This is a genomic window from Flavobacterium dankookense (assembly GCF_004362665.1).
In the GTDB taxonomy this organism is placed as follows: domain Bacteria; phylum Bacteroidota; class Bacteroidia; order Flavobacteriales; family Flavobacteriaceae; genus Flavobacterium; species Flavobacterium dankookense.
In genome coordinates this window covers 93,546-120,115 of sequence record NZ_SNXR01000014.1, presented here as the reverse complement: position 1 = coordinate 120,115, position 26,570 = coordinate 93,546, and the positions used below count along the sequence as shown (strand labels likewise).

The window sequence follows — 26,570 nt, the reverse complement described above, 5'->3', positions numbered from 1 at the left end:
AAGTGTTTACAAAGATACATTTTACAGTAAATAAAAAAAGGTCGCTTATAATAAAACGACCTTTTAATCAACTTAACTTTAAACTTAATTAGTAATCACAATTTTTTTATTAATAACAGTGTTGTCAATTTCTAATGATAACATATAGATACCACTACCTAAGCCTGTTACATCTATTGAATTTACTGACGTAACTTCTTTAATTGATCTACCATTTACATCAAATAATCTTACTTTGCTATTGTCATATGAAAAAGGTATGTCAATATTAATGATGGAATTTGCTGGGTTTGGATAAATTCTAATGCTTTCTAAGTCATTTTCATTTACACTCAATGGAGCAGTTGGCAATGGAATTAAATTTCCACCAGCAGCAGTAGCAACCCAAAGTCCAAAAGCAGGACCATCACTATTAACAGCAGGATTTAAAAACCCGCTAGCGATAACTGTAATTGCTGCACCATCAAGGTTTAGCGTTTGCAATGGAGCTAAATATGAAGCTACTGTAGTTGTTCCAGTTGCATCACGAACATCTAATACAAAATCTAGGTTAGGCAATTCTAAATATCCTGCAAATTGTGGATAAGATATATCATTAACAATAGTTCCTGCACCGACACCAGTTTCAACAACATCTACTGTTGGCGCATCTGGTGAACCATGATTTACTAAAACATCTGTTTCAGCTGGGTCAGAAGCAGCTTCACGACCTTGAGCAAATACGCTTAAAGCAAAGTTTGGAGCAACACTATATCCTGTTGGAGAAACAATTCCATTTGCAATAGCGATATACGTTTCACCATCAGCAAGAGTAGTAGTTAAATTATATACTGATTCAGTTGCAGAAGTACTATTTCCTGGAGCAACATCAATGCTTAAAGCTACACCAGCCGGAACATCAATGAAAGGCGTTGCAGTTCTGAATGCAAAATTATCTAGAGTTAAAGTTCCATTTACATAAACATCTACTTCTGCTGCTATTGCATCAGGTGAGTTGTGTATTACTTGTAAACGAGCAGTTGGCTCAACAAATGGAGGAAGTTGAATTAAATTTCCACCAGCAGCAGTAGCAACCCAAAGTCCAAAAGCAGGACCATCGCTATTTGCAGCAGGATTTAAAAACCCGCTAGCGATAACTGTAATTGCTGCACCATCAAGGTTTAGCGTTTGCAATGGAGCTAAATAAGAAGCTACTGTAGTTGTTCCAGTTGCATCACGAACATCTAATACAAAATCTAGGTTAGGTAATTCTAAATAACCTGCAAATTGTGGGTAAGATATATCATTAACAATAGTTCCTGCACCAACGCCAGTTTCAACAACATCTACTGTTGGCGCATCTGGTGAACCATGATTTACTAAAACATCTGTTTCAGCAGGATCAGAAGCAGCTTCACGACCTTGAGCAAATACGCTTAAAGCAAAGTTAGGAGCAACACTATAACCTGTTGGTGATACAATTCCATTTGCAATAGCGATATACGTTTCACCATCAGCAAGAGTAGTGGTTAAATTATATATTGATTCTGTTGCAGAAGTACTATTTCCTGGAGCAACATCAATGCTCAGAGCTACACCAGCCGGAACATCAATGAAAGGCGTTGCAGTTCTGAATGCAAAATTATCTAGAGTTAAAGTTCCATTTACATAAACATCTACTTCTGCTGCTATTGCATCAGGTGAGTTGTGTATTACTTGTAAACGAGCAGTTGGCTCAACAAATGGAGGAAGTTGAATTAAATTTCCACCAGCAGCAGTAGCAACCCAAAGTCCAAAAGCAGGACCATCGCTATTTGCAGCAGGATTTAAAAACCCGCTAGCAACTACAGTCAATGCTGCACCATCAAGGTTTAGCGTTTGCAATGGAGCTGAATATCTAGCTACTGTAGTTGTTCCAGTTGCATCACGAACATCTAATACAAAATCTAGGTTAGGCAATTCTAAATATCCTGCAAATTGTGGGTAAGATATATCATTAACAATAGTTCCAGCACCAACGCCAGTTTCAACAACATCTACTGTTGGCGCATCTGGTGAACCATGATTTACTAAAACATCTGTTTCAGCAGGATCAGAAGCAACTTCACGACCTTGAGCAAATACGCTTAAAGCAAAGTTAGGAGCAACACTATAACCTGTTGGAGAAACAATTCCATTTGCAATAGCGATATACGTTTCACCATCAGCAAGAGTAGTAGTTAAATTATATACTGATTCAGTTGCAGAAGTACTATTTCCTGGAGCAACATCAATGCTTAAAGCTACACCAGCAGGAACATCAATGAAAGGTGTTGCAGTTCTGAATGCAAAGTTATCTAGAGTTAAAGTTCCATTTACATAAACATCTACTTCTGCTGCTATTGCATCAGGTGAGTTGTGAATTACTTGTAAACGAGCTGTTTGAGGAACTTCAACTAATGGTAATTCAAACAATGGTCCACCATTTGAAAAAGCTACCCAAAGACCAAAAGCTGGACCGTCACTATTAGCAGCAGGATTTAAAAAACCACTTGCTAACACAGTTATTGCACTTCCAGCATAGTTAAAAGTGTTAAATGGTGCTTGATATGATGCTACTGTTGTTGCACCTGTTTCGTCTCTTACATCAAGAACAAAATCTGCTTCTGGTAATGATAAATAACCAGCAAATTGAGGATAAGAAATGTTATCTACTACTGTTCCTGCTGGAACTGCTGTTTCAACTACATCTACAGTTGGCGCATCTGGCGAACCATGATTTACTAATACATCCACTAAATTTGAATCATCTGCAAACTCTCTTCCTTGTGAAAATACATTTAAAGCAAAGTTTGGAGCTACACTGTATCCTGTTGGTGATACAATTCCGTTAGCAACTATTATATAGGTTTCATTAGCAGCTAAAGAAGTTGTTAAATTATATATGCTTTCACTTGAAGAAGAACTAGTAGAAGGTGCGATATCAATGCTTATCGAAGTTTCTGCTGGTAAATCTATAAATGGTGTTGCAGTTCTAAAGGCAAAATTATCCAGAGCTAAATCTCCATTGATATACACATCCACTTCGGCTGCGATAGCATCAGGAGAATTATGGATTACTTGTACTTTGGCAGTTGGATTGTACAAAGGCAATGGAATTAGTGCGCCACCAGTTGCTTTAGCTACCCATAAACCAAATGCTGGTCCATCGCTATTATTATCAGGATTTAAAAAACCACTCGCTACAACTGTTATGGCATCGGATTGTAAAAATAAATCACTTAAAGGAGCTGAATATCTTGCTACAGTTACTGTACCTGTTTCATCTCTAACATCTAATATATAATTGGCTGTTGTTAACTCTAAATAATTAGAAAAAGAACCATAAGATAAATTGTTAACTATTGTTCCAGCGCCAACACCTGTTTCAACAACATCAACCGTTGGAGCGTCTGGTGAACCATGTGCTACTAAAACATCAGTTTCGGTTAAAACAGGCGTTCCTTCACGACCACCGCTGTAAACACTTAATGCAAAGTTAGGTGCAACCGAATACCCAGTTGGACTAACAATACCATTTGCAACAATGATGTAGGTTTCACCTGCAGTTAATGTAGTAGTAGTTGTAGATAGTGTTTCTAAAACTGATGTACTACTAGCTGGTGCAACATCAATAGTAATTGGTGCGTGAGCAGGCAAATCGATAAATGGAGTAGCCGTTCTAAAAGCAAAATTATCCAATGCGATTGTACCATTAATGTACACATCAACTTCTTGTGCCGCTAAGTCGGGTGAGTTGTGAATGACTTGCACTCGTGCGGTTTGTGCGTAAGTAAATGTAATTCCAAATAGGATTAACAATTTACATAGATTAGTAATTTTTTTCATAGTTGTTTAATTTTTTGTTTAACATTATAAAAGTAATACTAGTCATTTGTTAAAACGTTAACAAAACATTAAAAAACGATTTTGTTATGAAAATTTTAACTAATGTAAAGCATTGAAAACAAGCTTTCTAATATTATTTTTTTTGAAAACACCAGTAAAATAGTAGCTTTAATTTATTTTGTTAATAGGCAAGTCACTGAAATTAGATGTTTGATATTAAACAGTTTAGAAAAAATCGACTTAAGTAGGAGTAAAATCAATCAATAAAGCTTTTCATCTTGATGTTATAGGTGTAAAACGGATTGAAAAAGAGATATATACTTTAGTTGTATGTACTAAATCAATTGAAAATAGGAATATAACAATTGTATTAGAGACAAAACGAATTGAAAATGGGTTAATTACTACTGTTGTATGTACTAAATCAATTGAAAATATAAATAATGCTTTAGTAATGATGACAAAATGAATTAAAAATGGGGTAATTACTACTGTTGTATGAACTAAATCAATTGAAAATAGGAATAATCCTTTAGGAAGGAGGGCAAAATCAATTGAAAATGGTTTAATTACTACTGTTGTATGCATTAAATCAATTGAAAATAGGAATACTACTTTAGGAATTAGGACAAAATGAATTGTAAATATGATAAAACAGTTCTAAAGGCATTTAATTATACTATTACTTGAGACATGTTAATTTTGTAAAAGCGTTTTTAACATAAAATAGTGCTCATATTTATAAAAATTTCACTAAAATTGACGGTTTTTTAAAATACACAAAATACATGAAGTCAATACAACTGATGGTTCTCTTTGTTGCAACTCTTTTCTCGGCAACAGCACAACAAAAAATTACGGTAGAAGAAATTTATAGAGGTGAGTTTCGAGCCAAAGGAATGGATGCTTTACAGTCCATGAAAAACACAAATCAATATACAGTTCTAAACTCTGATAGAACTTCGAGAAGTCAGCAAATTGACTTGTATGATTTTGCTACGCTAAAAAAAGTTGCTACATTATTAGATACTAAATCGCATACTGATTTAGCCGATGGAATTGATAGTTATACTTTTAGCAATGATGAAAAGCAAATTTTAATTGCTAATAATTCCAACCCAATTTTTCGTCATTCCTTCACTGCAAATTATTATCTATACAATTTGAATTCTAAAAATCTGACTAAGGTTTTAGAAAACGTACAAGAACCAACATTTTCTCCAGATGGAACAAAGATTGCTTTCGCCAAAGAAAACAATCTTTTTGTTTATGATATAGCTACAAAAAACACTACACCAATAACAACTGATGGAAAGAAAAACGCCATCATCAACGGAATTACGGATTGGGTTTATGAAGAAGAATTCGCTTTTGTTCGCGCTTTTGATTGGAGTTCAGATAGTAAAAAGTTAGCTTACATTCGTTTTGATGAAACCGAAGTGCCACAGTTTTCTATGGATATGTATCAAAAAGAGTTGTATCCAACATCGCAAACATTTAAATATCCAAAAGCTGGTGAGAAAAATGCAGTAGTTTCTTTGCATCTATTTGATGTAACGTCAAAAGTTGCCAAAACAGTAAATCTTAGCAATTACAATGATTTTTACATTGCCAGATTGAAATGGACAAATGATGCTAACATTGTTTCTGCTCAAGTTTTAAACCGTCATCAAGACAATTTAGATTTGATTTTTGTTGATGCTACTACTGCTATTGCTAAAGTTGTTTTGAATGAAAAAGATAAAGCATATGTTGATGTTACTGATAATTTAACTTTTTTAAAAGACAATAGTTTTATTTGGACTTCTGAAAAAGACGGTTTCAATCATATTTATTTGTATGACAAAAACGGAAAATTAAAAAATCAAGTAACCAAAGGAAATTGGGAAGTGACTTCTTATTATGGTTTTGATGAAAAAACAAAAACAGTTTTCTATCAATCGGTTGAAAATGGTTCTACAGTACGAGATGTGTACAAAATTAGTTTAGACGGGAAAAAGAAAGTTAGATTGTCGTCGCAAACAGGAACAAATGTTGCAACATTTAGTCCAGATTTTTCATTGTTTATCAATTCGTATTCTAGCGTAAGTGTTCCAACGACATATACTTTAAACAACGCTAAAGATGGAAAACAGGTTCAAGAAATTGTGAATAATAACGCTTTGGCTGATAAATTAAAAAAATATAATTTACCAACCAAAGAGTTTTTTGAACTAACAACAGAAAAAGGACACAAACTAAACGCTTGGATGATTAAACCAAAAGATTTTGATGCCACTAAAAAATATCCAGTTTTTATGTATCAATATTCTGGACCAGGTTCGCAAGAAGTGGCTAACAATTGGTTAGATACTAATGATATGTGGTTTATGATGTTGTCGCAGCAAGGTTATATAATTGTATGTGTTGATGGACGTGGAACAGGTTATAAAGGTGCAGCTTTCAAAAAATGTACTCAAAAAGAGCTAGGCAAATATGAAGTAGAAGACCAAATTGATGCTGCAAAAGTTATTGGTAATTATTCGTATGTTGATAAAACTAGAATTGGTATATTTGGCTGGTCGTATGGTGGATTTATGTCGAGCAACTGTTTGTTCAAAGGTGCTGATGTTTTCAAAATGGCAATTGCTGTTGCTCCAGTAACTAATTGGAGATTTTATGATAGCATTTATACCGAAAGATACATGACAACGCCACAAGAGAATGCTAGTGGATATGATGATAATTCGCCTATCAATCATGTGAGTAAATTAAAAGGAAACTTTTTATTAATTCATGGAACAGCCGATGATAATGTGCATGTTCAAAATTCAATGCAAATGATTGAAGCATTAGTTCAAGCCAATAAGCAATTTGATTGGGCAATTTATCCTGATAAAAACCACGGGATTTATGGCGGTTACACCCGAATTCAGTTATACAATAAGATGACAAATTATATTAAAGAAAAATTATAATCAACTAAACCAAAAACCAATATTATGAGTGAAACTACAGTAAAGACAGGACATCCAAAAGGACTTTGGGTACTATTCGGAACCGAAATGTGGGAAAGGTTCAATTTCTACGGAATGCGAGCAATCTTAACCTTGTTTATGGTGAATTCGTTGATGATGAAAGAAGAAGAAGCATCAATAATTTATGGTGGATTTCTTGGTCTTTGTTATTTAACGCCAATGCTTGGAGGATTTATTTCTGACCGTTTCTTTGGAAATAGAAATTGTATCATGCTTGGTGGAGCAATGATGGCAATTGGACAATTGATGTTGTTTTTTAGCGCAAGTGTTTTTAGTACTAATCTTGGTTTAGCTAATACATTAATGTGGACAGCATTAGGAATCATTGTTTTTGGTAATGGATTTTTTAAACCAAATATTTCATCAATGGTTGGAAGTTTATATCCAAAACAAGAGAAATCTAAATTGGATACCGCTTTTACAATTTTCTACATGGGAATTAATATTGGAGCATTTTTAGGTCAGTTTATCTGTCCACTTATTGGAGATGTAAAAGATCCAGGTGGAATTAGAGATATTCATGCTTTCAAATGGGGATTTTTGGCAGCGTCAATCGCAATGATTATTGGAACGGCTATTTTCTTTTTCTTAAAAAATAAATATGTTGTGACACCGGAAGGTAAAGCAATTGGTGGCGTTCCATCAGGAAATGATGCTGGCGATTATGAAGAAGGTGAATCGCAAAAAGCAGAGTTTTCTATGAAATCTATCATCACTGCGCTTGCAGTATTTGCGGTTGTATTCTTTATTTTTAATTATTTTACAGAAGGCGAAAATGTGGTTAAAATATATATTTACCCATTTATTTATGCAAGTGGAGTTTCTCTTGCAACACTAATATTATTAGATAGCACTTTGACAAAAGTAGAAACGCAACGCATTTGGGTAATTTACATCATGTCATTTTTCATTATTTTCTTTTGGGCAGCTTTTGAACAAGCAGGTTCGTCTTTAACTTTTATTGCTGATAATCAAACTGACAGAAATATGTTTGGTTGGAATATGCCACCATCGATGGTTCAAATTTTTAACGGATTGTTTGTGGTGATTTTTGCATTTCCTTTCAGTGTTCTTTGGGATAAATTAAGAGCTAAAAATAGAGAACCACTTTCTACAGTAAAACAATCAATCGGTTTATTGTTAATTGCAGTAAGTTATTTTATCATTGCTAATAACGTAAAAGATTTAGGCAACTCAGGTTTGTTAGCTATTAAATGGTTGATTTTATTATATTTAATTCAAACATTTGCTGAGTTATGTTTATCACCAATCGGATTATCATTAGTTGGTAAATTAGCTCCTAAACGTTTCGCATCATTGGCTTATGGTGTTTTCTTTATTTCGAGTGCAGCAGGATATGCTTTGTCTGGAACTTTAGGTTCAATATTACCTGCAACAGGTGACAAATTTAAAAAAGCTAATGAACTTGGAATTGACTTACAAGGCGTTTTAGACAAATCAATTACGCCAACTGCAGAGCAAGTTAAATTATTAGCGGATAATCAAATCAGCGATCATTATCCTTCATTTGCAGGATTTGAAATTACTAATTTATATGAATTTTTCATGGTGTTTGTTGTGCTTTGTGGAATTGCATCGGTTATATTATTCTTATTAACACCAGTTATCAAAAAAATGATGCATGGCGTTCGCTAATCATTTTTAAAAATAATTTTATATCTTTCAAACCTACAAGAAACACTTGTAGGTTTGTTTTTTTAAATCAATAAATTATGTGGAAAAGTCATCCTAAAGCATTGCCTTATTTATTTTTATCCGAAATGTGGGAGCGTTTTGGTTACTACTTAATGATTGGAATTTTTACGTTATATCTAAAAGATGTAGAAGCAGGATTCGCGATGACGGAGAAAGAAGCGTCCGATTTGTATGGAACTTTCATCGCTTTGGTATTTTTAACGCCATTCGTTGGTGGATTAGTTGCCGATAGATATTTAGGTTACAAAAAATCAATCGTTCTTGGTGGAATAATGATGGGTGCAGGTTATTTTATGATGGGAATTCATGATATCGTGATGCTTTACATTGCCATGACATTGGTAATTGTCGGTAACGGATTTTTCAAACCAAATATTTCTACGCTTTTAGGAAATTTTTATAACGATGAGCAATACAAGGAAAAGAAAGATGAAGGATACAATATTTTCTACATGGGAATTAATGTTGGAGCTTTCATTTGTAACTTCTTTGGTGCAGCTTTGCAAATCCTTTTAGGTTGGCAATATGCGTTTATGGCAGCTGGAGTTGGAATGTTTATCGGTGTAATTGTATTCCTTTTAGGAACAAAACACTATGGCGACAAAACCGAAAAGAAAGGAATTCAAGAAGGCGATATGCCATTTTATAAAATTGTTTTGTATATCCTTGTTCCATCGGTAGTTTTTGGAATTATTGGTTGGTTGATAAAAGGTGTTCAATCGGATGTAAATTTAGATAGCGCTATTTTCGGCTCGGATAGTACTGATGCGTTTATATTTGCCTGTATTCCGGTAATTTATTTTTATGGAAGCTTGTATTTCAAAGCTAAAGTTGATGAGAAAAGACAAATAGGAGCTTTACTTTCTATTTTTGCGGTTGTAATATTATTTTGGGCAGTTTTTAAACTTAATGGTTCAGCGTTAACAACATGGGCAGATCGATATACTGATAGAGAAATTACAGGAACAACACAAACCGTTTTTAGTAGTTTAAAGTTATCCAAAGATGTTGAATTCAAAAAAGATTCAACTGAATTATATGACTCTAGTTTCCGATTGCAAAAAGAAAACGGAGTGGTAAAAAAAGAAGTAAATTATCCAGTATATTTTAGAAATGTTGCCGAAGAGAATAAACCAAATGAAGGTTCAAAAGTATCACTTTGGGCAACCAATTTAAGTCAATCAATAAATCCAGGTTGGGTTATCATTTTGACACCTTTAATTGTTGCATTTTTCACTTATTTGCGAAGCAGAAAAAAAGAGCCATCAACACCAACAAAAATTGCTTTCGGATTATTAATTTCCGCTTTATCGGTTTTAGTGATGGTTGCAGCAGTTCATATTGGAAACAATGGAACCGAGAAAGTATCGGTTTGGTGGTTGGTTGCCAATTATGGAATTATCACTATTGGAGAGTTATTTTTAAGTCCGATGGGATTGTCAATTGTTTCTAAATTATCACCAAAAAACATCACAGCTTTAATGATGGGCGGATGGTTTTTATCAACTTCCATCGGAAATAAATTATCAGGAGTTTTAGCAAGTATGTGGGATCAATATGATGACAAAGCTAATTTCTTTTGGGTAAACTTCGGACTATTAATGTTTGCAACACTATTAATGTTTGCTTTAGTGAAAAATCTAAACAAAGTAATGAAAGACCACGGAATTAATTAAGTATGGAAAAAAATCTAACTATCAACCAAATTCAAGATTTTAAAGGAAAATATCCAAAACAACTTTGGTATTTATTCTTCTCCGAAATGTGGGAACGTTTTTGTTTTTATGGAATGCGCGGCATGTTGTACTTCTTCATGGTTAATGAGTTATTGATGAATAAAGAAGTTGCCAATTTACAATTTGGAGCAACTCAAGCATGGGTTTATGCATTTACGTTTATAGGTGGATTATTTGCTGATAAAATATTTGGTTTTAGAAAATCTTTATTCTGGGGTGGATTATTAATGATAGTTGGTAGTATAATTTTAGCAATTGATCCTAAAGAGTACTTTTTTTTAGGTGTTAGTTTTACTATTGTTGGAACTGGTTTTTTTAAGCCTAACATTTCTTCTATGGTAGGTATGTTGTATAAAGATGGTGACCAAAGAACTGATGCTGGTTTTTCATTGTTTTATGCAGGTGTTAATCTTGGGGCGATTTTAGGAGGTTATTTTTGTATAGCAATAGGAAAAAGAGAACTATTTGCATCTCAAATTGCAGAAGGACTTGAATGGAATGTAGCTTTTGGTTTGGCTTCAATTGTAATGGTTATTAGTTTGTTGACTTTCACTCAAACTCAAAAGAGTTTAGGAGAAATTGGATTGTCGCCACTTTTAAATATTGATAAAAAGAAAAGAGTTTTATATGAAACATTGATCTATTTGGGTTCTTTATTGATAATTCCATTAATAATTGTAATGGTTTCAAATACAAGGTATACTGATTATTTTATGTACATAATTGGGCCAGTTTCTTTGTTGTATTTGGCTTATGAGATGAAAAACTTTTCTTATTCTGAAAATAAAAAATTAATTGCAGCTGTAATTTTTATGCTTTTCTCAATTATCTTTTGGGCATTTTTTGAGCAAAGTGGCGGTTCGTTAAGTGATTTCGCTGCGGAAAATCTAAATAAAGAAGTTTTAGGGTTACAACTGGATCCTAATGGAGTTAACAACTCAGCAAATTCTGTTTTTGTTGTGGCTTTTGCCGCTTTAGTTGGAATGGTTTGGATTTGGATGGCAAAAAGAAAAATCGAACCCAATACTGTAGTGAAATTTGGATTAGGTTTCTTATTTTTAGCGGGTGGTTTTTGGGTGTTTTATTACACCAAATTTTTTGCTGGTGCAGATGGTAAAACTTCCCTTGATTTATTTACTTTCGGATGGTTTATTATCACATTTGGAGAGCTTTGTCTGTCGCCAATTGGGATGTCAGCGATGACAAAACTTTCACCACAAAAAACACAAGCCGTTATCATGGGAATGTGGTTTTTAGCGAGTGCTTATGGTCAATATTTCGCTGGATTGCTAGGTGCAAATATTGCCGAAGCTTCTGAAAATGCTACTAATTTAGAAAAATTAAATACCTATGCTGATGGATATCAACAATTGGCTATTTATGCTTTAATTGCGGGTGTTGTACTAATTATAATTTCGCCATTAGTTAAAAAATTGATGCAAGATGTAAGATAACCGACAATTATTTTGGCATTCTTTTTGTTATATTTGAAAAAAAATTATTCACAATGAAAAAAATATTCTTAACGTTATTCTTAGTTTTAGGTTCGTTTACAATACAAGCACAAGAGTTGACATGGGAAACCGATGTTAACAAAGCGATGGAAGTTTCTAAAAAATCTAAAAAACCAATGCTGATGTTTTTTACAGGCAGTGATTGGTGTGGATGGTGTATTCGTCTTCAAAAAGAAGTTTTAAAAACACCTGAATTTGCTAAATGGGCTAAAGAAAATGTTGTTCTTGTTGAGCTCGATTTTCCAAGAAGAACAGCGCAAACTCCAGAGATTAAAAAACAAAATATGGAGTTGCAACAGCTTTTTGCGGTTCGTGGTTATCCAACCGTTTGGTTTGCCAATGTAACTAAAAAAGATGGAAAATTAAATTTTGAACAACTTGGAAGTACAGGATATGTTGCAGGTGGTCCAAGTGCTTGGTTAGCTGGCGCTGATAAAATATTAGCTAACAAAAAGTCTTAATTCAATTCTTCAGTTTGAGTTTTTTTCTGGAGGAAAAGCTTTGAAAACTAAAATTTATAAAATCCTTTTTCATGCGTGTTGTGAAAAAGGATTTTTTCTTTTCTACAAGTTGCTTCCCAAAGTTTACTGTAACTTTTAAAATTTGATCCATCAGCTACTATAACTTTAGGTTTGTGAGTTTGTAATAATCGGTTTAAATTAATTTTTGGTGATTGCGTAATAACCAAGATGTCTGGTTTAATATTTGGAGTATAAATCGAAGAACTATCAAGAAGTAAAACCTTTTTATTATTAATGTAAAGAAGATTTTCTATCGTTTTCTTTTCTTTTATTTTACAAAAATTACCAACTAAATAGGATTGGATAGCACTATTTTTTGTCACACTTTCAAGAATGCTATCATTCGAATAAATAGTCACATTCTCGCCAATTCTTTCAGTTAGGATAGTATTTTTTTTGGAGTTAAAAACAATAGCTTCATTTGCTATTTGTGTTTCCTTTTTTTGATAAATAAAAGCAAACTGTAATAGAACTATACTCAAAAGACCAAATAATAATCTTGTGAAAGTTGATTTCTTAAACCATAAAATCCATGAAAGTATAACAAAATACGAAATCCAAAGCATTGGTTCAGAAAACGAAATGTTCTTAATCACAAAACTTTCAAATGAGGCAACCCAATGAATTATTGCATTTAGCAACCAAATTGACCATTCTAACGGTTTTATAATTAGCATTGGGACAAATCCAAAACAAGCAAATAGCAATGAAAAAACACCAATTGCCATTACAACGCTTAATAATGGAATGATTAAAATATTCGTCAAGAAAAACAATCCTGGAAACTGATGAAAATAGAAAATACTCAACGGCATTGCGCCAATCTGCGCTGATGTCGACATGCAAATGATTTTCCAAAAGTAGTTAACAAGACTGTTTTTTGGCATCCAAATTTTGTCATAAAGCGGATCAACCCAAACGATAAAAAACAAAGCAAGATAGCTTAATTGAAAACCTACATCAAAGAGGAACGATGGTTTTATCAATAAAATTAAAAACATCGAAACCAGTAAAGTATGGTAGATGTTAACTGTTCTTCGCAAATTTGTTCCAATAGCTAAAAACGAAAACATGGTTACAGAACGAACAACAGATGGTGATAATCCCGCTATAATTGCAAACGACCATAACGAAAGAATGATAATTAATAGTTTTGTTGTTTTTCCTTTTATAGAATTTGGAATGTAACGTAAAATAAAATTTATGAATCCTAAAATTAATCCAACATGTAAACCGGATACCGATAAAATATGAACGGCACCAGCAAACTGATAATCTTTCAAAATTTCAGGAGAAATATCTTGTTGTTGTCCAAGGAGTAAGGCAATAAAAACGGTTAATTCTTCTTTGCCCAAGTTCGATTTCTGAAAAACATCAATGATTTTTTCTCGATAATTGGAGAAAAATATCCAAATGGAATTTTCATAACCTACTAGTTCTACCGATTCATTTTTGGCATAAATTTGACCATAGATTTCTTGATTTTCTAAGTATTTCCCGTAGTCAAATTGATTTGGGTTAAACGGAGATTTATTGCCGTAAAACGAACCATTTAGTGATAGAATATCTCCAATTTTCATTGGTTTGAAATTGCTTTCAATTGGAAAGTTAACAATCAGTTTTCCAAAACTTTCTTGGTTTTGAATTGTTTTTATTTTGACAATGTATCGGTAGTTCTTTTTAGTATTCTTGAGTTTTTCATCAAGTAAAACTATGTAATTTAAGTTTTGATTTTCGTCAGAAGATTGATGAATATAATGTTTCGGATTGAAAGTTTGTTTGTGAATTGTAGCTGTTGTTACTCCTAAACTAATTGACGTCATAAATGTAAAAACACCAAACAAGGTTTTGAATGCAGCAGTATATTTCTTGATTAACTGCAGACCAAGTAAAACAAATAATCCAATAAATAGAATTATAAAACTATTTTTTGGCTCTATTTTCAGCATCGGAAAAAGTAAAATGCCTAAAATGAATCCAAAAGAAATTTTAGCTAATGGGAATTGTAAGATTTTCATGCAACTAAATTACAAGAAAAATTAATCTTACAAAAAAAAATTATTCTAAAATTCTATTTATTTGTGCAAAAGTTCTTTTGTAATACGATTCGGTAGTAGAGGAGACAATAACACCTAAGCTTGTCGAAGAATGTATGAATTTAATTTCATCTCCATTAACTTCCGTTATCATTCCTACGTGAGAAATTCGGCTTCCGCCAAAGGTTTTGAAGAAAATCAAATCGCCTTTTTTTGCTTCTTTAGCATCAATTTCTTTGCCAATTCGTGCCATTTCGTGAGAAGAACGCGGCAATATAATATCAAATTTCTTAAAAGTAGTAAACATCAATCCAGAACAATCAAAACCTTCTGTGGAAGTTCCGCCACTTCTGTATCTAGTTCCTAGATTTTCTGAAGCATTGTGTATTAATTGTTCCGCAAAATAGTTTGTTTCATCGGTTTCAATTATAATGTCATCAGCATTTTTTGTATTGATAATTGACTCAGGATCTTTTTTTCTGGTTTCTTTTTTCTTAGCTCTTTTTGGTTCTTCACTATTTTTTTTTGGAGTAGCAGAAACTATAGATTTTTCATTGTTTGGCAATGAATAAACGCCTTTTTTTACCGCTAATTCTTTTGATGTAATTATTGTTTTTGACTGAGAATAACCAAAGTTAGTCAAAGCCAAAAAAAGAAAAGAAACGAGTATAAATATGCTTTTTCTCAAATGAATTAGTTAAAATGCAAATTTAAGCATAAAATCTAGAACCCAAAAAACTATACCAATTCTTTAACAATTAATTGGGCTGTTTTTTGGCTTGCGCCCAATCCACCAAGTTTGGTTTCCAAGATGTCATAATTGGTTAACAACTTATTTCGATGGTTGGTTTCAAGAAGTTTTGAAAGCTCTTCTTTGATCCGTTTTTGGTTGCATTCCTCTTGAATTAATTCAGTCACAACTTCGGAGTCCATAATTAGATTTACTAGCGAAATATATTTTAAGGTGATTATTCTTTTGGCAATTTGATATGAAATCCATCCGCCTTTATAACAAACAACCTCTGGAACTTTAAATAAGGCAGTTTCTAATGTTGCTGTGCCAGATGTAACTAATGCTGCGGTTGAAATGCTCAATAAATCATACGTTTTATTGGAAACAAATTTTACATTTTGTGTAGTTAAAAATTGTTTGTAAAATTCAAATTCCTGACTTGGCGCACCAGCAATGACAAATTGATATTCGGCAAAATCACTGACAACGCTTAACATAACAGAAAGCATTTTTGAAATCTCTTGTTTTCTGCTTCCAGGAAGTAATGCTATTATTGGTTTTTCATCAAGATTATTTTCTCTTCTAAATTGAATTTCATCGGTTTTCTTTCGATGGTGAATGGCATCAATCAATGGATGACCAACAAAATCAACAGGAAAATTGTGCTTGACTTCAAAAAAATCTTTTTCAAAAGGAAGAATAACAAATAACTTGTCAAAGTCTCGTTTGACCGCTTTAATTCGATTCTCTTTCCACGCCCAAATTTGCGGCGCAATGTAGTAATGGGTTTTTATTCCTCTTTGTTTTGCCCATTTTGCAATTCGCATATTAAAACCAGGATAATCTATAAAAATAATTACATCTGGATTGAATTTTTCGATGTCTTTTTTACAAAAAGAGATATTGTTTAAAATAGTTTTCAAATTCATTATTACTTCAGCAAAACCCATGAACGCTAGTGTTCTATAGTGTTTTACTAAAGTTCCGCCAACTTCTTGCATTAAATCGCCACCCCAAAATCGAATGTCTGCTTTTGGATCTTCTTGATATAAAGCACGCATTAAATTAGAACCGTGTAAATCACCAGAAGCTTCGCCAGCAATGATATAATACTTCATTTTTATTTATTTAAAATCAAAAATCCCACGTATTTAACTGTTGAATGGCATGATGTGCTGTCATATCAAACTGAACTGGAACAACCGAAATATAACCGTTAGCTAAAGCAAATTCATCTGTATCTTCACCTTTGTCTTGATTGACAAATTCACCAGACAGCCAGAAATAATCTTTTCCATAAGGTGTTTTGCGCTTGTCAAATTTTTCCATCCAAAGCGCTTTTGCTTGACGACAAATTTTAATTCCTTTAATCTCTTCTTGTTTGAGTTTAGGGAAATTAACATTTAAAACTGTTCCGTCAGGCAATTTATTGGCTAAAACTTGTTCGGCAATTTTCTTTACAAAAGGTTTTGTAGCTTCAAAATCAGCGTTCCAATTAAAATCAGCTAACGAAAATCCAATTGCCGGAATTCCTTCAATTCCAGCTTCAACAGCAGCACTCATTGTACCTGAATAAATAACATTAATTGAAGAATTAGAGCCATGATTAATTCCAGAAACACACAAGTCTGGTTTTTGTTTTAGAATTTCGTGAACGGCAAGTTTTACACAATCAACAGGTGTTCCAGAACAATTATATTCGGTGATTGTTGCATTTTCTTTGGAAACTTTATTTAGATATAAAGTGTTGTTTACAGTTATCGCATGTCCCATTCCGCTTTGTGGGCTATCAGGTGCAACAACAACAACGTCGCCAATTTCAGCCATAACAGCTATTAAAGTTCTAATTCCTGGTGCAGTAATTCCATCATCATTAGTAACTAGAATCAGTGGTTTTTTCTTCATTGTCCTATTTTCAATTAAGGCAAATTTAACCATTTTTAAAGTTAAAATGAGTAACATTTTTTTTAACTTTGGACAAATATGAAGAAAGTAGTAATCTGCTTTAACAAAAAATTAGCTGTTCCAAAAAATCTTGGCATAGTTTTTTATGTAATTTAGACAAAAAATTAATGAATGTTATTTTCCAATTTATGAAAAGAAATTATAAAGTTCTCTTGGTAGTTGCTCTACTGTCAGTTGCCCTATGGAGTTTTATTCCAAAAGAGAAATCGTCCGATCCAGAGAAAGATAAACTACTAATTGATTTGTTGACTTTTGTCATTGAAAAAGGTCATTATAGTCCGTCAGCAATAGACGATACTTTTTCTAAAGGAGTATATAAAGATTATTTAGAAGCATTAGACCCGTCAAAGCGTTTCTTTTTGCAATCTGACATAGATGAGTTTGCGAAATATGAAACTAAAATTGATGATCTAATCAATAATAAAGAGTTGACTTTTTTTGATTTAACTTATTCGAGATTACTTCAAAGAATGGAGGAAAGCAAAGCTTATTATCAAGAACCACTAAGTAAACCTTTTGATTATAAAAAAGACGAAAGTATAAGTACGGATTATGAAAAATTGCCTTATGCTAAATCCAAAAATGAATTAAAAGAAAGATGGCGTTTGCAAGTGAAGCTTTCTACATTATCTTCTTTGGTTGAAAAACAAAAACTAGAAGAAGACAAAGTTAAAGACAAAGAACTGGCTAAAAAAGAAGCACCAAAAACATACGAACAACTTGAAAAAGAAACTCGCGAAAGTGCTTTAAAATCATTAAATGATAATTTTAGTTTCATTAAAGATTTAGAAAGAGAAGATTGGTTTTCTATTTACATAAACGCAATCGCTTCTCGTTTTGATCCACATACTTCCTATTTTGCTCCAAATGAAAAAGAGAAATTTGATGTTAGCATGAGTGGAAAGTTAGAAGGAATTGGTGCTAGACTTCAAAAGGAAAATGATTTTACTAAAATTTCGGAATTGATTTCTGGTGGTCCAGCATGGAGAGGAAAACAGCTTGAAGCTGGTGATTTAATTTTAAAAGTTGCTCAAGCAGAAGGTGAAGCGGTTGATGTAGTTGGAATGCGTTTGGATGATGTAGTAAAGAAAATTAAAGGACCAAAAGGAACGTTAGTAAAACTTACAGTAAAAAAACCTGATGGTACAATAAAAGTAATTACCATAACTAGAGATGAAGTTGAGATTGAAGAAACTTATGTAAAATCTAGTGTAGTAAATATTGATGGAAATAAATACGGCGTTATTTATTTACCAAAATTCTATATCGATTTTGAAAATAAAGATGCTCGAGATGCTGGAAAAGATGTGGCACAAGAAGTAGAAAGATTAAAAGCAGAAGGCGTTCAAGGAATTGTAATGGATGTTAGAGATAATGGTGGAGGTTCATTAAAAACAGTAGTTGATATTGCTGGGTTGTTTATTGAACAAGGACCAATTGTACAAATTAAATCAGCTGCTGGAAAAAAAGAAGTTCTATATGATAGAGATGCAAAAGTACAATGGGATGGACCATTAGTGGTCATGATTAATGAATTTTCGGCTTCGGCATCAGAGATTTTAGCTGCGGCAATTCAAGATTATAAAAGAGGTGTTGTAGTTGGAAGTAAGCAATCATATGGTAAAGGAACTGTACAAAATGTGATAGATTTAAATCAGTTCGTACGCGGAAGTACTTATGGAGATTTAGGCGCATTGAAAACAACAACCCAAAAGTTTTATAGAATAAATGGTGGTTCAACACAGCGTGAAGGAGTGAAGAGTGATATTGTTATGCCAGATAAATATGCCTATTTAAAAATGGGTGAAAAAGATGTTGAAAATGCTATGGCTTGGGATAAAATTGATCCTGCCGACTATAAGATTTGGAACAAACAAAGTAATTTTGATCTGGCAATTGCTCAAAGTAAAGCTAGACTGGAGAACAACAAACAGATGCAGTTAATTGAAGACAATGCAAAATGGTTGGATCAACGAAATAATGAAAATGTTTATAGTCTCCAAATTGATAAATTTAAAGCGGAACAGAAAGCGTTAGATGAAAAAAACAAAAAGTATAAACCAATAACAGATTACAAAAATTCACTTTTGTTTTCATCATTACCTTATGAAAACGAAAAAGTAAAAGATGATCCAGTGCTAAAGGAAAAACGTGATAGATGGCACGAAAGTTTATCTAAAGATTTGTATATAGAAGAAGCATTACATATTCTAAATGATATGAAATTTGGTAAACAAAAAGACTTATCGGATAAAGTTGTTACCAAAGAAAAAGTAGTTAAATCATAAATTTATTTTTACAGTCATAAAAAAACCACTCAAATTTGAGTGGTTTTTTTGTTATCTTAACTTGTTTAATTTTTTTTCTTCTTTACTTATATCTTCTTCAAGTTCTTTAATCTTCAATTGTTGTTTGCTTATTTTTACATTTTCTTTTTCAATTTCAACTGGAGAAAGTTTTCCTTTAGCTCTATTTTTTGCAAACTTGACTTCCATTTTGTCTAAGTCTTTGATTGCTTTTTCTCTTTTCCCTTTAATTTTTATTAAAGTTTTTTCTGTTGAAGCAATTTTTTTCTGTTCTTTTTCAAATCTCTTTTGTTCCTTTTCTAACCTTTTTTGCTCCTTTTCAAGTTTCTTTTGTTCTTTCTCTTGCTGCTTTAGGGCTTTTTCTTGTTGTTGTTTTTCTTTTAAGGCTTGCTTGTCTTCTTTCAATTGCTTTTCCAATTGTGATTTTTCATAAGCTTTTTGTTTTTCAACTTCGGCCATTTTTATTTGAACAGAATCTACTGCAACTGAGTCTACTATTTTTTGTGGTTGAACCTCTTGTGCATTGATGTTTTGAAAACATGCTATCAAGATAACTGACAGTACTAATTTTAGTTTCATTTTTTTTATTTTTAATTATTTTAAACAATATCTTTGATAGAACAATAACCGTTCCAAAAGACGAATTTTCTTAAATTAAAGTTATGAAAAAAAATCTAATTCTTCACATAATTTTTATATTTTATGTTAGTTTACATTTTTCTTGTAGAACAGAAGCAGAAAAAACACCTGATAATAATATGGTTAATGAGCAAAAGAAAGAGCTTTTTGTCGAGGCTAAATTCGATTATTTACCAAAATCCAATACAAATCAAGTAGTCATTCATCAATATTATACACTTTCTTATAATGAAGAATATGAACAAGCCGAATGGGTTGCCTACACTTTAAAGCGGGAAAACTTAAAAGGAAATAATTTCGACAGACCTTTTTTTATACAAGATTCAAAAGTAAAAACTGGTTCGTCGGATTGGAGGAATTATAAAAAATCGGGTTATGACAAAGGACATCTTTGTCCAGCTGGGGATATGAAATTTTCTAAAAAAGCCTTTGATGAAACTTTTTTAACGTCAAATATTTCTCCTCAAAAACACGATTTTAACGATGGTGTTTGGAATAGATTGGAACAAAAAATCAGATTTTGGGCTTCTAAATACGGTAAAGTTTATGTAATTACTGGCGGAGTTTTAAATGATGATTTAAAAACAATAGGTAGAGAAGAAGTGGCAGTTCCTGAGTATTTCTATAAAATTGTTGCAACGAATACTAATGGGAAAATTAAAATGATAGGGTTTTTAATTCCACATCAAGATAGTGATGTTGGATTATACAATTTTGTTACTTCTGTTGATGAAATTGAAAAAATGACAAAAATTGATTTCTTTCCAAAATTAGATGATAAGCTAGAAAACAAATTAGAAGCAAGCGATGATTATAAAGATTGGAGTTTTAACTAACTAATTATTTGAACTTTCAACATCATAACTCGTACTTCGAACCTCGTACTTCATTCCTTACCACTCATTTACTTTATTTGCATCCATTTTTAAGAATATAAAAAGTAAAATAGTGAATCCCCAAAGACCCGATCCACCATAAGAAAAGAATGGTAGTGGTACACCAATTGTTGGAAAAATACCAACAACCATTGCAATATTTACAAAAAAGTGAATAAATAAAATCCCTGCTACACAGTAACCATAGACTCGACTGAACTTCGTTTTTTGCCTTTCGGCCAAATATATAATTCTAATAATCAAACTGATAAACAATCCGATTACTACTATTGAACCTAGAAAACCCCATTCTTCACCAACGGTTGTGAAAATATAATCGGTGTGTTGTTCAGGTACAAAACCACCTTTTGTTTGTGTTCCTTCTAAATATCCTTTCCCAAACCAACCGCCAGAACCTATGGCTATTTCAGATTGATTTGTATTGTATCCTACATCTTTTAAATCAACTTCTTTTCCTAATAAAATATTGAAACGATCGCGATGATGTTGTTTAAATACATTATCAAAAACATAATCTACAGAGAAAACAAATCCAGAAACCAACACAAAAATTATAGTGCTTAATATCCAGTTTCTGTCAATTAATCTACTTCTGTAATAAATAAAAAGTATAACAGCAAGTGCAATGATTATTATAACTATCGGTTCAAGTAGTAGTGCTAACATAAAAAGGAGTATAGCAATAAAACCTGTCCAAACATACCAAGCAGGTAAACCTTCACGATACAGAACAATGATGAAAATAGAGAATATCAATGCACTTCCTGGATCGGGTTGAGGTAAAATGAGAAGTATTGGTAAAAATATTATGATTAATGCTTGTACTTGACGGTTGAAATCTTTTAAGTTTACCTGAACATCACTTAGATATTTTGCAATAGCTAAAGCCGTTGCTGCCTTTGCAAATTCTGATGGTTGTAATGTAAAACTACCAATAGCATACCAACACCGTTGACCGGCAATTGTTTTTCCGAAGAGAAATAAACCTGCCAAGGATAGTAATGAAATAGCAAAAATGATAATAGCATACTTTTCAAAAAACTTGGCGTCAATTGCTAAAACACTAAAAACAAGTGGAACGGAAAAAAGGATAAATAAAAATTGTTTTCCATATATCTGTGTAACATCAAAAATAGACGTTTCACCTTCTATGGATGACAACGAAGAGGAATAAATGTTTAGCCAACCTAGTATCACGAGAATGATATAGATGACAACACTTATCCAGTCTATATTGTTAGTTACACTCTGATTTTTCATTTGATAAAAGTTAGTCTACTTTATTTTCAGTTAGAATTATTTCGTCTTCTTTTTTCATTTCAGCTTTTGGAACGATGATTGGTTTTGGAACGGTCAATGTATCGTTTACTGCCTTTGGTAGATATTTGTTGTATTCTGGCAATAGACTTCCTTCTAACATTCTTTTTTCTAAATCTTTACGAGTGATTTTTCTTTTGATATATTTTTCAATCATTAAGCTTGTAATTGGTCCTGCCCATCTTGCTCCCCAATAACCATTTTCAACAAATACAGCTATGGCTATTTTAGGATTGTCTTTTGGTGCAAAAGCAACAAAAAGTGAATGGTCTTGCAGCTTCACTCTTTTACCATTAATCTTTGAATAATTTTCAGCGGTTCCGGTTTTACCACAAATTTCGATACCTTCAACTCCTAGACCTCTTGCAGTTCCGAGATTGTAAACATCATATAATCCACTAATTACAGGATCAAAATATTTTTTATCGATAGATGTAACGTGTTTTGTTCTAAATTTTTTATCAATTTGTTCCCCTTTTATCGATTTGATAATATGAGGTGTGTAATAATATCCTTTGTTTGCAACAGTAGCAATCATATTGGCCAACTGAATTGGTGTCATTAACACTTCTCCTTGTCCAATAGAGTTTGAAACGATTGTTTTGCTATCCCAATTCCAACCAGGATACATTTTTTTATAAGTTTTTGATGTTGGAACTTTTCCTCTTTTACCTGTTGGCAAATCATATCCCATGAATTGACCTAATCCAAAACTTTTTAAATGGTTACTCCAAGTATCAACTCCATCGGATGGTTTTACGTATTTGTTAATCGTTTTCATGTAAGCACTTGCAAAATAGGTGTTACAAGAATTATAGAAACCATTATGTAATTTTGAAACTCCAGAGTCGTGACATCTCATAAATCGGCCACGAGCATAACTAAAACCATGATGACAAACAAAAGAGGTTTCTTCATCAATAACACCTTCTTGTAGCGCAATTAATCCTGTCAAGATTTTAAATGGCGAACCAGGTGTGTATTCCGCTAATAAACCTCTGTCATATAATGGTTTCGCTATGGAATCATTATAAAGTTTTGTGTAGTTTTTTGAGCGTTGTCTTCCCACTAAAATGGCTGGATCATAGGATGGAGCTGTTACTAATGCTAAAATTTCTCCTGTTTTTGGTTCAATAGCTACAATTCCACCACGTTTGTTAACCATTAATTGTTCTCCATAAGCTTGAAGTTCAGCATCAATCGAAAGGTGGATGTCTTTTCCCTGAACCGCAATGGTGTCAAATCGACCTTCTTTATAGGAACCAATTTCTCTGTTGAACTTATCTTTTTGGATGTATTTTACACCTTTTATACCTCGTAAAACTTCTTCGTAATTTTCTTCAACACCTTGTCGTCCAATTAAATCTCCGCTGTTGTAATATTTGTTTTTTTTGATAATACCTTCAGTTACCTGTCTAATATATCCAAAAACATTGGCGCCACATTTTACTTGATAATCACGAAGTGAACGTTTTTGAATATAAAAACCTTCAAACTTTCGTTGTTTTTCTTGAAAGGCAGCATATTCCAATTTATTCAATTGAGCTAAGAAAACAGAAGGTAATCTTGGGCTATATACTTTTGCTTTTTCAATTTTCTTGATAAAATCTTCTTTGGTTATAGCCAAGAGTGAACAAAATTCTGTAGTGTCAATTTGTTTTACATCTTTTGGGATAACCATAATATCGTATGACGGCTGATTGGCAACCATAAGTTTGCCGTTACGATCATAAATATAACCTCTTTCGGGATAGTCATATTTAATTTTGATGGCGTTATTATCTGACTTTAATTTGAGAGTATCATCTATAACTTGCAAGTAAAAAAGTCGAATAACAATCAAAATAGTTGTAACGATAATCATTGTTGGAAACAAAACTTTTCTCATCGTTTATTTGGCTTTATGATATAGATAATGATAATACAAGTAATAATCGTGAAAAGAGTACTCAAAAGTGTTCTTAGAAAAATATCCCATAGAAAACTAATCTTGAAAACCTCTAGCACAAATAGCGTAAAATGATGAATAACTACCGCAATTAATATAAATGAAAATCGTTCAGGTGTTAGAACATCATTTAGTTTAACGGTTTGGTATTCATAACTTAATCCAAAAGAAAATTTAAAAATAGATGGTCTAAAATAGGCGAGAACCAAACAAGATGCTGCATGAACACCACCATAGTTCCAGAACATATCCATGATTAATCCTAAAAAGAAACTAGCAACAAGCAATCCTGTTTTATTTCCATTAACTGGATAAAGAATAATGAACAAAATATAAGGAAACGGATTGATAAAACCGAATAAATCAATGCGATTGAAAATCAAAACCTGTGCTAAAAGCAACAAGATAAAACGGGCGATATTGGTCAATAAAGCACTATTCATTTTTCTTTGTTTTATCTTCTAGTTGGATGATTTCTTCTCTATCTTTATTTTTAATGATATAAACATAACCTAAGTTGGTCATATCGTTAAATAGTTTGATGTCAAGTGTATAATAATTAGTTTCATCGTCGATATAAACTTTATCAATAGTTCCGATGCCTATGTTTTCAGGAAAAATATGCGATTGTCCACCAGTTACAATTGTATCGCCTTTGCGAACACCTGCTAATCTCGGAACATCAATCAATTGAACAAAACCTGTACTTTTTCCGTTCCAAATTAAGGAGCCAAAATGATTGGATTTTTTAATCTTAGCATTGATTTTCGATTGCACGTTTAAAATGCTTATAACGGTAGAGTAGTTTGGCGAAGTGTTGTCTATAATCCCTATAATTCCTGCACTATTGATAACACCCATGTCTTGCTTTAAGCCAGCTTTTGAACCCGTATTAATAGTTAAATAATTTTCAAGAACACTATAGGAGTTATGAATTACTTTAGAGATGATGACATCATTTTTCTTAACTCCTTTGATGGAGTCAAGTTCAGGCAATTTTGTTGTGTCTTTTTTATTGAAAAGTAATGCTTTTAGTCGGGCATTCTCATTTGCCAATTCATCATTTTGAGATTTAAGATTAAAATATTCATTAACATTATTAATCTTTTGATAAACACCACCAGTCAAAAAATTAGCAGAGCTAATAACTTTACTTTTGTGATATGAATGAGATTGTATAGTTAAACTTAGTGATAAAACCAATAGCAGCAAAAACAGTAGTCGATAACTGTTTTTTATCAGGAAACTAAATATTTGCTGCATTTTTAAAAAGTTATAAAAATCTCAAATTCCAAATCCCAATAAATGTAATTATTTATTTTAGAATTTGGAATTTAAAGATTGAAATTATTTATTTTATAAGTATACTTCTAAACTTAGGAATATTTTTAAGTGCCATTCCTGTGCCACGAACTACAGCTCTTAATGGATCTTCAGCAATGTAAACGGGTAAATCGGTTTTTTGAGAAATACGTTTGTCCAAACCTCTCAACATCGATCCACCGCCAGCAAGATAAATACCAGTGTTATAAATATCGGCAGCTAATTCTGGAGGCGTTTGTGATAACGTTTCCATGATGGCATCTTCAATACGTTGAATAGATTTATCTAAAGCTTTGGCAATTTCACGATAAGAAACTTCAACTTGTTTAGGCTTTCCAGTCAATAAATCTCGACCTTGAACCGACATATCATCTGGTGGAGTTTCTAAATCGTCAGTAGCAGCACCAATTGTAATTTTAATTTTCTCTGCTGTACTTTCTCCAACAAATAAATTGTGTTGTGTTCTCATGTAGTACACGATATCGTTTGTAAAAACGTCACCAGCAATTTTTACTGATTTGTCACAAACAATTCCGCCTAAGGCAATAACGGCAATTTCAGTTGTTCCACCACCAATATCTACAATCATGTTTCCTTTTGGTTGCATAATATCAATACCAATACCAATAGCAGCAGCCATTGGTTCGTGGATTAGATAAACTTCTTTTCCGTTTACGCGTTCACAACTTTCTTTTACCGCACGCATTTCTACTTCAGTAATTCCAGATGGAATACAAACTACCATGCGCAATGCTGGAGTAAACATTTTTTTCTTTAAAGCTGGAATACTTTTGATAAACATCGAAATCATTTTTTCAGACGCATCAAAATCTGCAATTACGCCATCTTTCAATGGTCGAATTGTCTTTATATTCTCATGGGTTTTACCTTGCATCATGTTGGCTTCTTTACCAACAGCTATAATTTTTCCCGATATTCGATCGCGTGCTACAATTGATGGACTATCAATTACAACTTTGTCATTGTGAATTATCAGTGTGTTGGCTGTACCAAGGTCAATCGCTATATCCTCGGTCATGAAATCAAAAAATCCCAT

General features: G+C 32.5%; 19 protein-coding genes. 7 read left to right on the top strand and 12 right to left on the bottom strand.

Annotation, left to right across the window (positions count from 1 at the left end):
* Window positions 1-84: 84 nt before the first annotated feature.
* Together BC748_RS09010 and BC748_RS09005 are read right to left on the bottom strand one after the other, a co-directional pair.
* Window positions 85-3,846, bottom strand: a complete 3,762-nt coding sequence (locus BC748_RS09010) for a DUF4397 domain-containing protein (protein ID WP_133533161.1) — start codon at window positions 3,844-3,846, stop codon at window positions 85-87.
* Window positions 3,847-4,119: 273 nt separating this feature from the next.
* Window positions 4,120-4,434, bottom strand: coding sequence for a hypothetical protein (locus BC748_RS09005; RefSeq protein WP_133533160.1), 315 nt, complete (start codon window positions 4,432-4,434; stop codon window positions 4,120-4,122).
* A 200-nt stretch (window positions 4,435-4,634) separates the two neighbouring features.
* On the opposite strand from BC748_RS09005, the gene BC748_RS09000 reads away from it, so the two are divergent.
* The 5 genes from BC748_RS09000 to BC748_RS08980 all read left to right on the top strand — a co-directional run bounded on the left by BC748_RS09000 (window position 4,635) and on the right by BC748_RS08980 (window position 12,290).
* Window positions 4,635-6,803, top strand: coding sequence for a S9 family peptidase (locus BC748_RS09000; RefSeq protein ID WP_133533159.1), 2,169 nt, complete (start codon window positions 4,635-4,637; stop codon window positions 6,801-6,803).
* 24 nt (window positions 6,804-6,827) lie between these two features.
* Window positions 6,828-8,519, top strand: a complete 1,692-nt coding sequence (locus tag BC748_RS08995) for a peptide MFS transporter (RefSeq protein ID WP_133533158.1) — start codon at window positions 6,828-6,830, stop codon at window positions 8,517-8,519.
* A 77-nt stretch (window positions 8,520-8,596) separates the two neighbouring features.
* Entirely contained in the window at window positions 8,597-10,255 is a 1,659-nt protein-coding gene (locus BC748_RS08990; protein WP_133533157.1) for a peptide MFS transporter, read from the top strand.
* Between the two features lie 2 nt (window positions 10,256-10,257).
* Window positions 10,258-11,769 carry a peptide MFS transporter gene (locus BC748_RS08985; protein WP_133533156.1) on the top strand — a complete coding sequence of 504 codons (1,512 nt, stop codon included), beginning with the start codon at window positions 10,258-10,260 and terminating at the stop codon, window positions 11,767-11,769.
* A gap of 53 nt (window positions 11,770-11,822) precedes the next feature.
* Entirely contained in the window at window positions 11,823-12,290 is a 468-nt protein-coding gene (locus BC748_RS08980; protein ID WP_133533155.1) for a thioredoxin family protein, read from the top strand.
* A gap of 47 nt (window positions 12,291-12,337) precedes the next feature.
* Here the strand turns inward: BC748_RS08980 and BC748_RS08975 are convergent, their stop codons facing one another.
* The 4 genes from BC748_RS08975 to surE are packed head-to-tail and all read right to left on the bottom strand — an operon-like array spanning window position 12,338 to window position 17,024.
* Window positions 12,338-14,368: a ComEC/Rec2 family competence protein gene (locus BC748_RS08975; RefSeq protein WP_133533154.1), complete on the bottom strand. Its 2,031-nt coding sequence runs from the start codon at window positions 14,366-14,368 to the stop codon at window positions 12,338-12,340.
* Window positions 14,369-14,408: 40 nt separating this feature from the next.
* Window positions 14,409-15,074: a C40 family peptidase gene (locus BC748_RS08970; RefSeq protein ID WP_133533153.1), complete on the bottom strand. Its 666-nt coding sequence runs from the start codon at window positions 15,072-15,074 to the stop codon at window positions 14,409-14,411.
* Between the two features lie 50 nt (window positions 15,075-15,124).
* Window positions 15,125-16,237, bottom strand: a complete 1,113-nt coding sequence (gene lpxB, locus BC748_RS08965; RefSeq protein ID WP_133533152.1) for a lipid-A-disaccharide synthase — start codon at window positions 16,235-16,237, stop codon at window positions 15,125-15,127.
* Window positions 16,238-16,253: 16 nt separating this feature from the next.
* A complete protein-coding gene (surE, locus tag BC748_RS08960) occupies window positions 16,254-17,024 on the bottom strand; it encodes a 5'/3'-nucleotidase SurE (RefSeq protein WP_133533151.1) in 771 nt (256 codons plus the stop codon).
* A gap of 167 nt (window positions 17,025-17,191) precedes the next feature.
* Here surE and BC748_RS08955 point away from each other — a divergent pair, with 167 nt between their 5' ends.
* Window positions 17,192-19,372 (top strand): carboxy terminal-processing peptidase, encoded by a 2,181-nt coding sequence (locus tag BC748_RS08955; RefSeq protein ID WP_133533150.1) that lies wholly within the window; start codon window positions 17,192-17,194, stop codon window positions 19,370-19,372.
* Between the two features lie 51 nt (window positions 19,373-19,423).
* Here BC748_RS08955 and BC748_RS08950 read toward each other — a convergent pair whose 3' ends face one another.
* On the bottom strand, window positions 19,424-19,969 hold the full coding sequence (locus BC748_RS08950) for a hypothetical protein (RefSeq protein WP_133533149.1): 546 nt from the start codon (window positions 19,967-19,969) through the stop codon (window positions 19,424-19,426).
* Window positions 19,970-20,052: 83 nt separating this feature from the next.
* On the opposite strand from BC748_RS08950, the gene BC748_RS08945 reads away from it, so the two are divergent.
* The gene (locus tag BC748_RS08945) at window positions 20,053-20,865 is read left to right on the top strand and encodes a DNA/RNA non-specific endonuclease (protein ID WP_133533148.1); all 813 of its coding nucleotides are present in this window, start codon (window positions 20,053-20,055) and stop codon (window positions 20,863-20,865) included.
* A gap of 57 nt (window positions 20,866-20,922) precedes the next feature.
* Here the strand turns inward: BC748_RS08945 and rodA are convergent, their stop codons facing one another.
* From rodA to BC748_RS08920, 5 genes are all read right to left on the bottom strand, one after another.
* Entirely contained in the window at window positions 20,923-22,185 is a 1,263-nt protein-coding gene (gene rodA / locus BC748_RS08940) for a rod shape-determining protein RodA (protein ID WP_133533147.1), read from the bottom strand.
* Window positions 22,186-22,195: 10 nt separating this feature from the next.
* Window positions 22,196-24,130: a penicillin-binding protein 2 gene (gene mrdA / locus BC748_RS08935; RefSeq protein WP_133533146.1), complete on the bottom strand. Its 1,935-nt coding sequence runs from the start codon at window positions 24,128-24,130 to the stop codon at window positions 22,196-22,198.
* On the bottom strand, window positions 24,127-24,633 hold the full coding sequence (locus tag BC748_RS08930; protein ID WP_133533145.1) for a rod shape-determining protein MreD: 507 nt from the start codon (window positions 24,631-24,633) through the stop codon (window positions 24,127-24,129). Before BC748_RS08930 ends, mrdA begins: the two co-directional genes overlap by 4 nt.
* On the bottom strand, window positions 24,626-25,453 hold the full coding sequence (gene mreC / locus BC748_RS08925; protein ID WP_133533144.1) for a rod shape-determining protein MreC: 828 nt from the start codon (window positions 25,451-25,453) through the stop codon (window positions 24,626-24,628). Before mreC ends, BC748_RS08930 begins: the two co-directional genes overlap by 8 nt.
* 88 nt (window positions 25,454-25,541) lie before the next feature.
* Window positions 25,542-26,570, bottom strand: coding sequence for a rod shape-determining protein (locus BC748_RS08920; protein WP_121312631.1), 1,029 nt, complete (start codon window positions 26,568-26,570; stop codon window positions 25,542-25,544).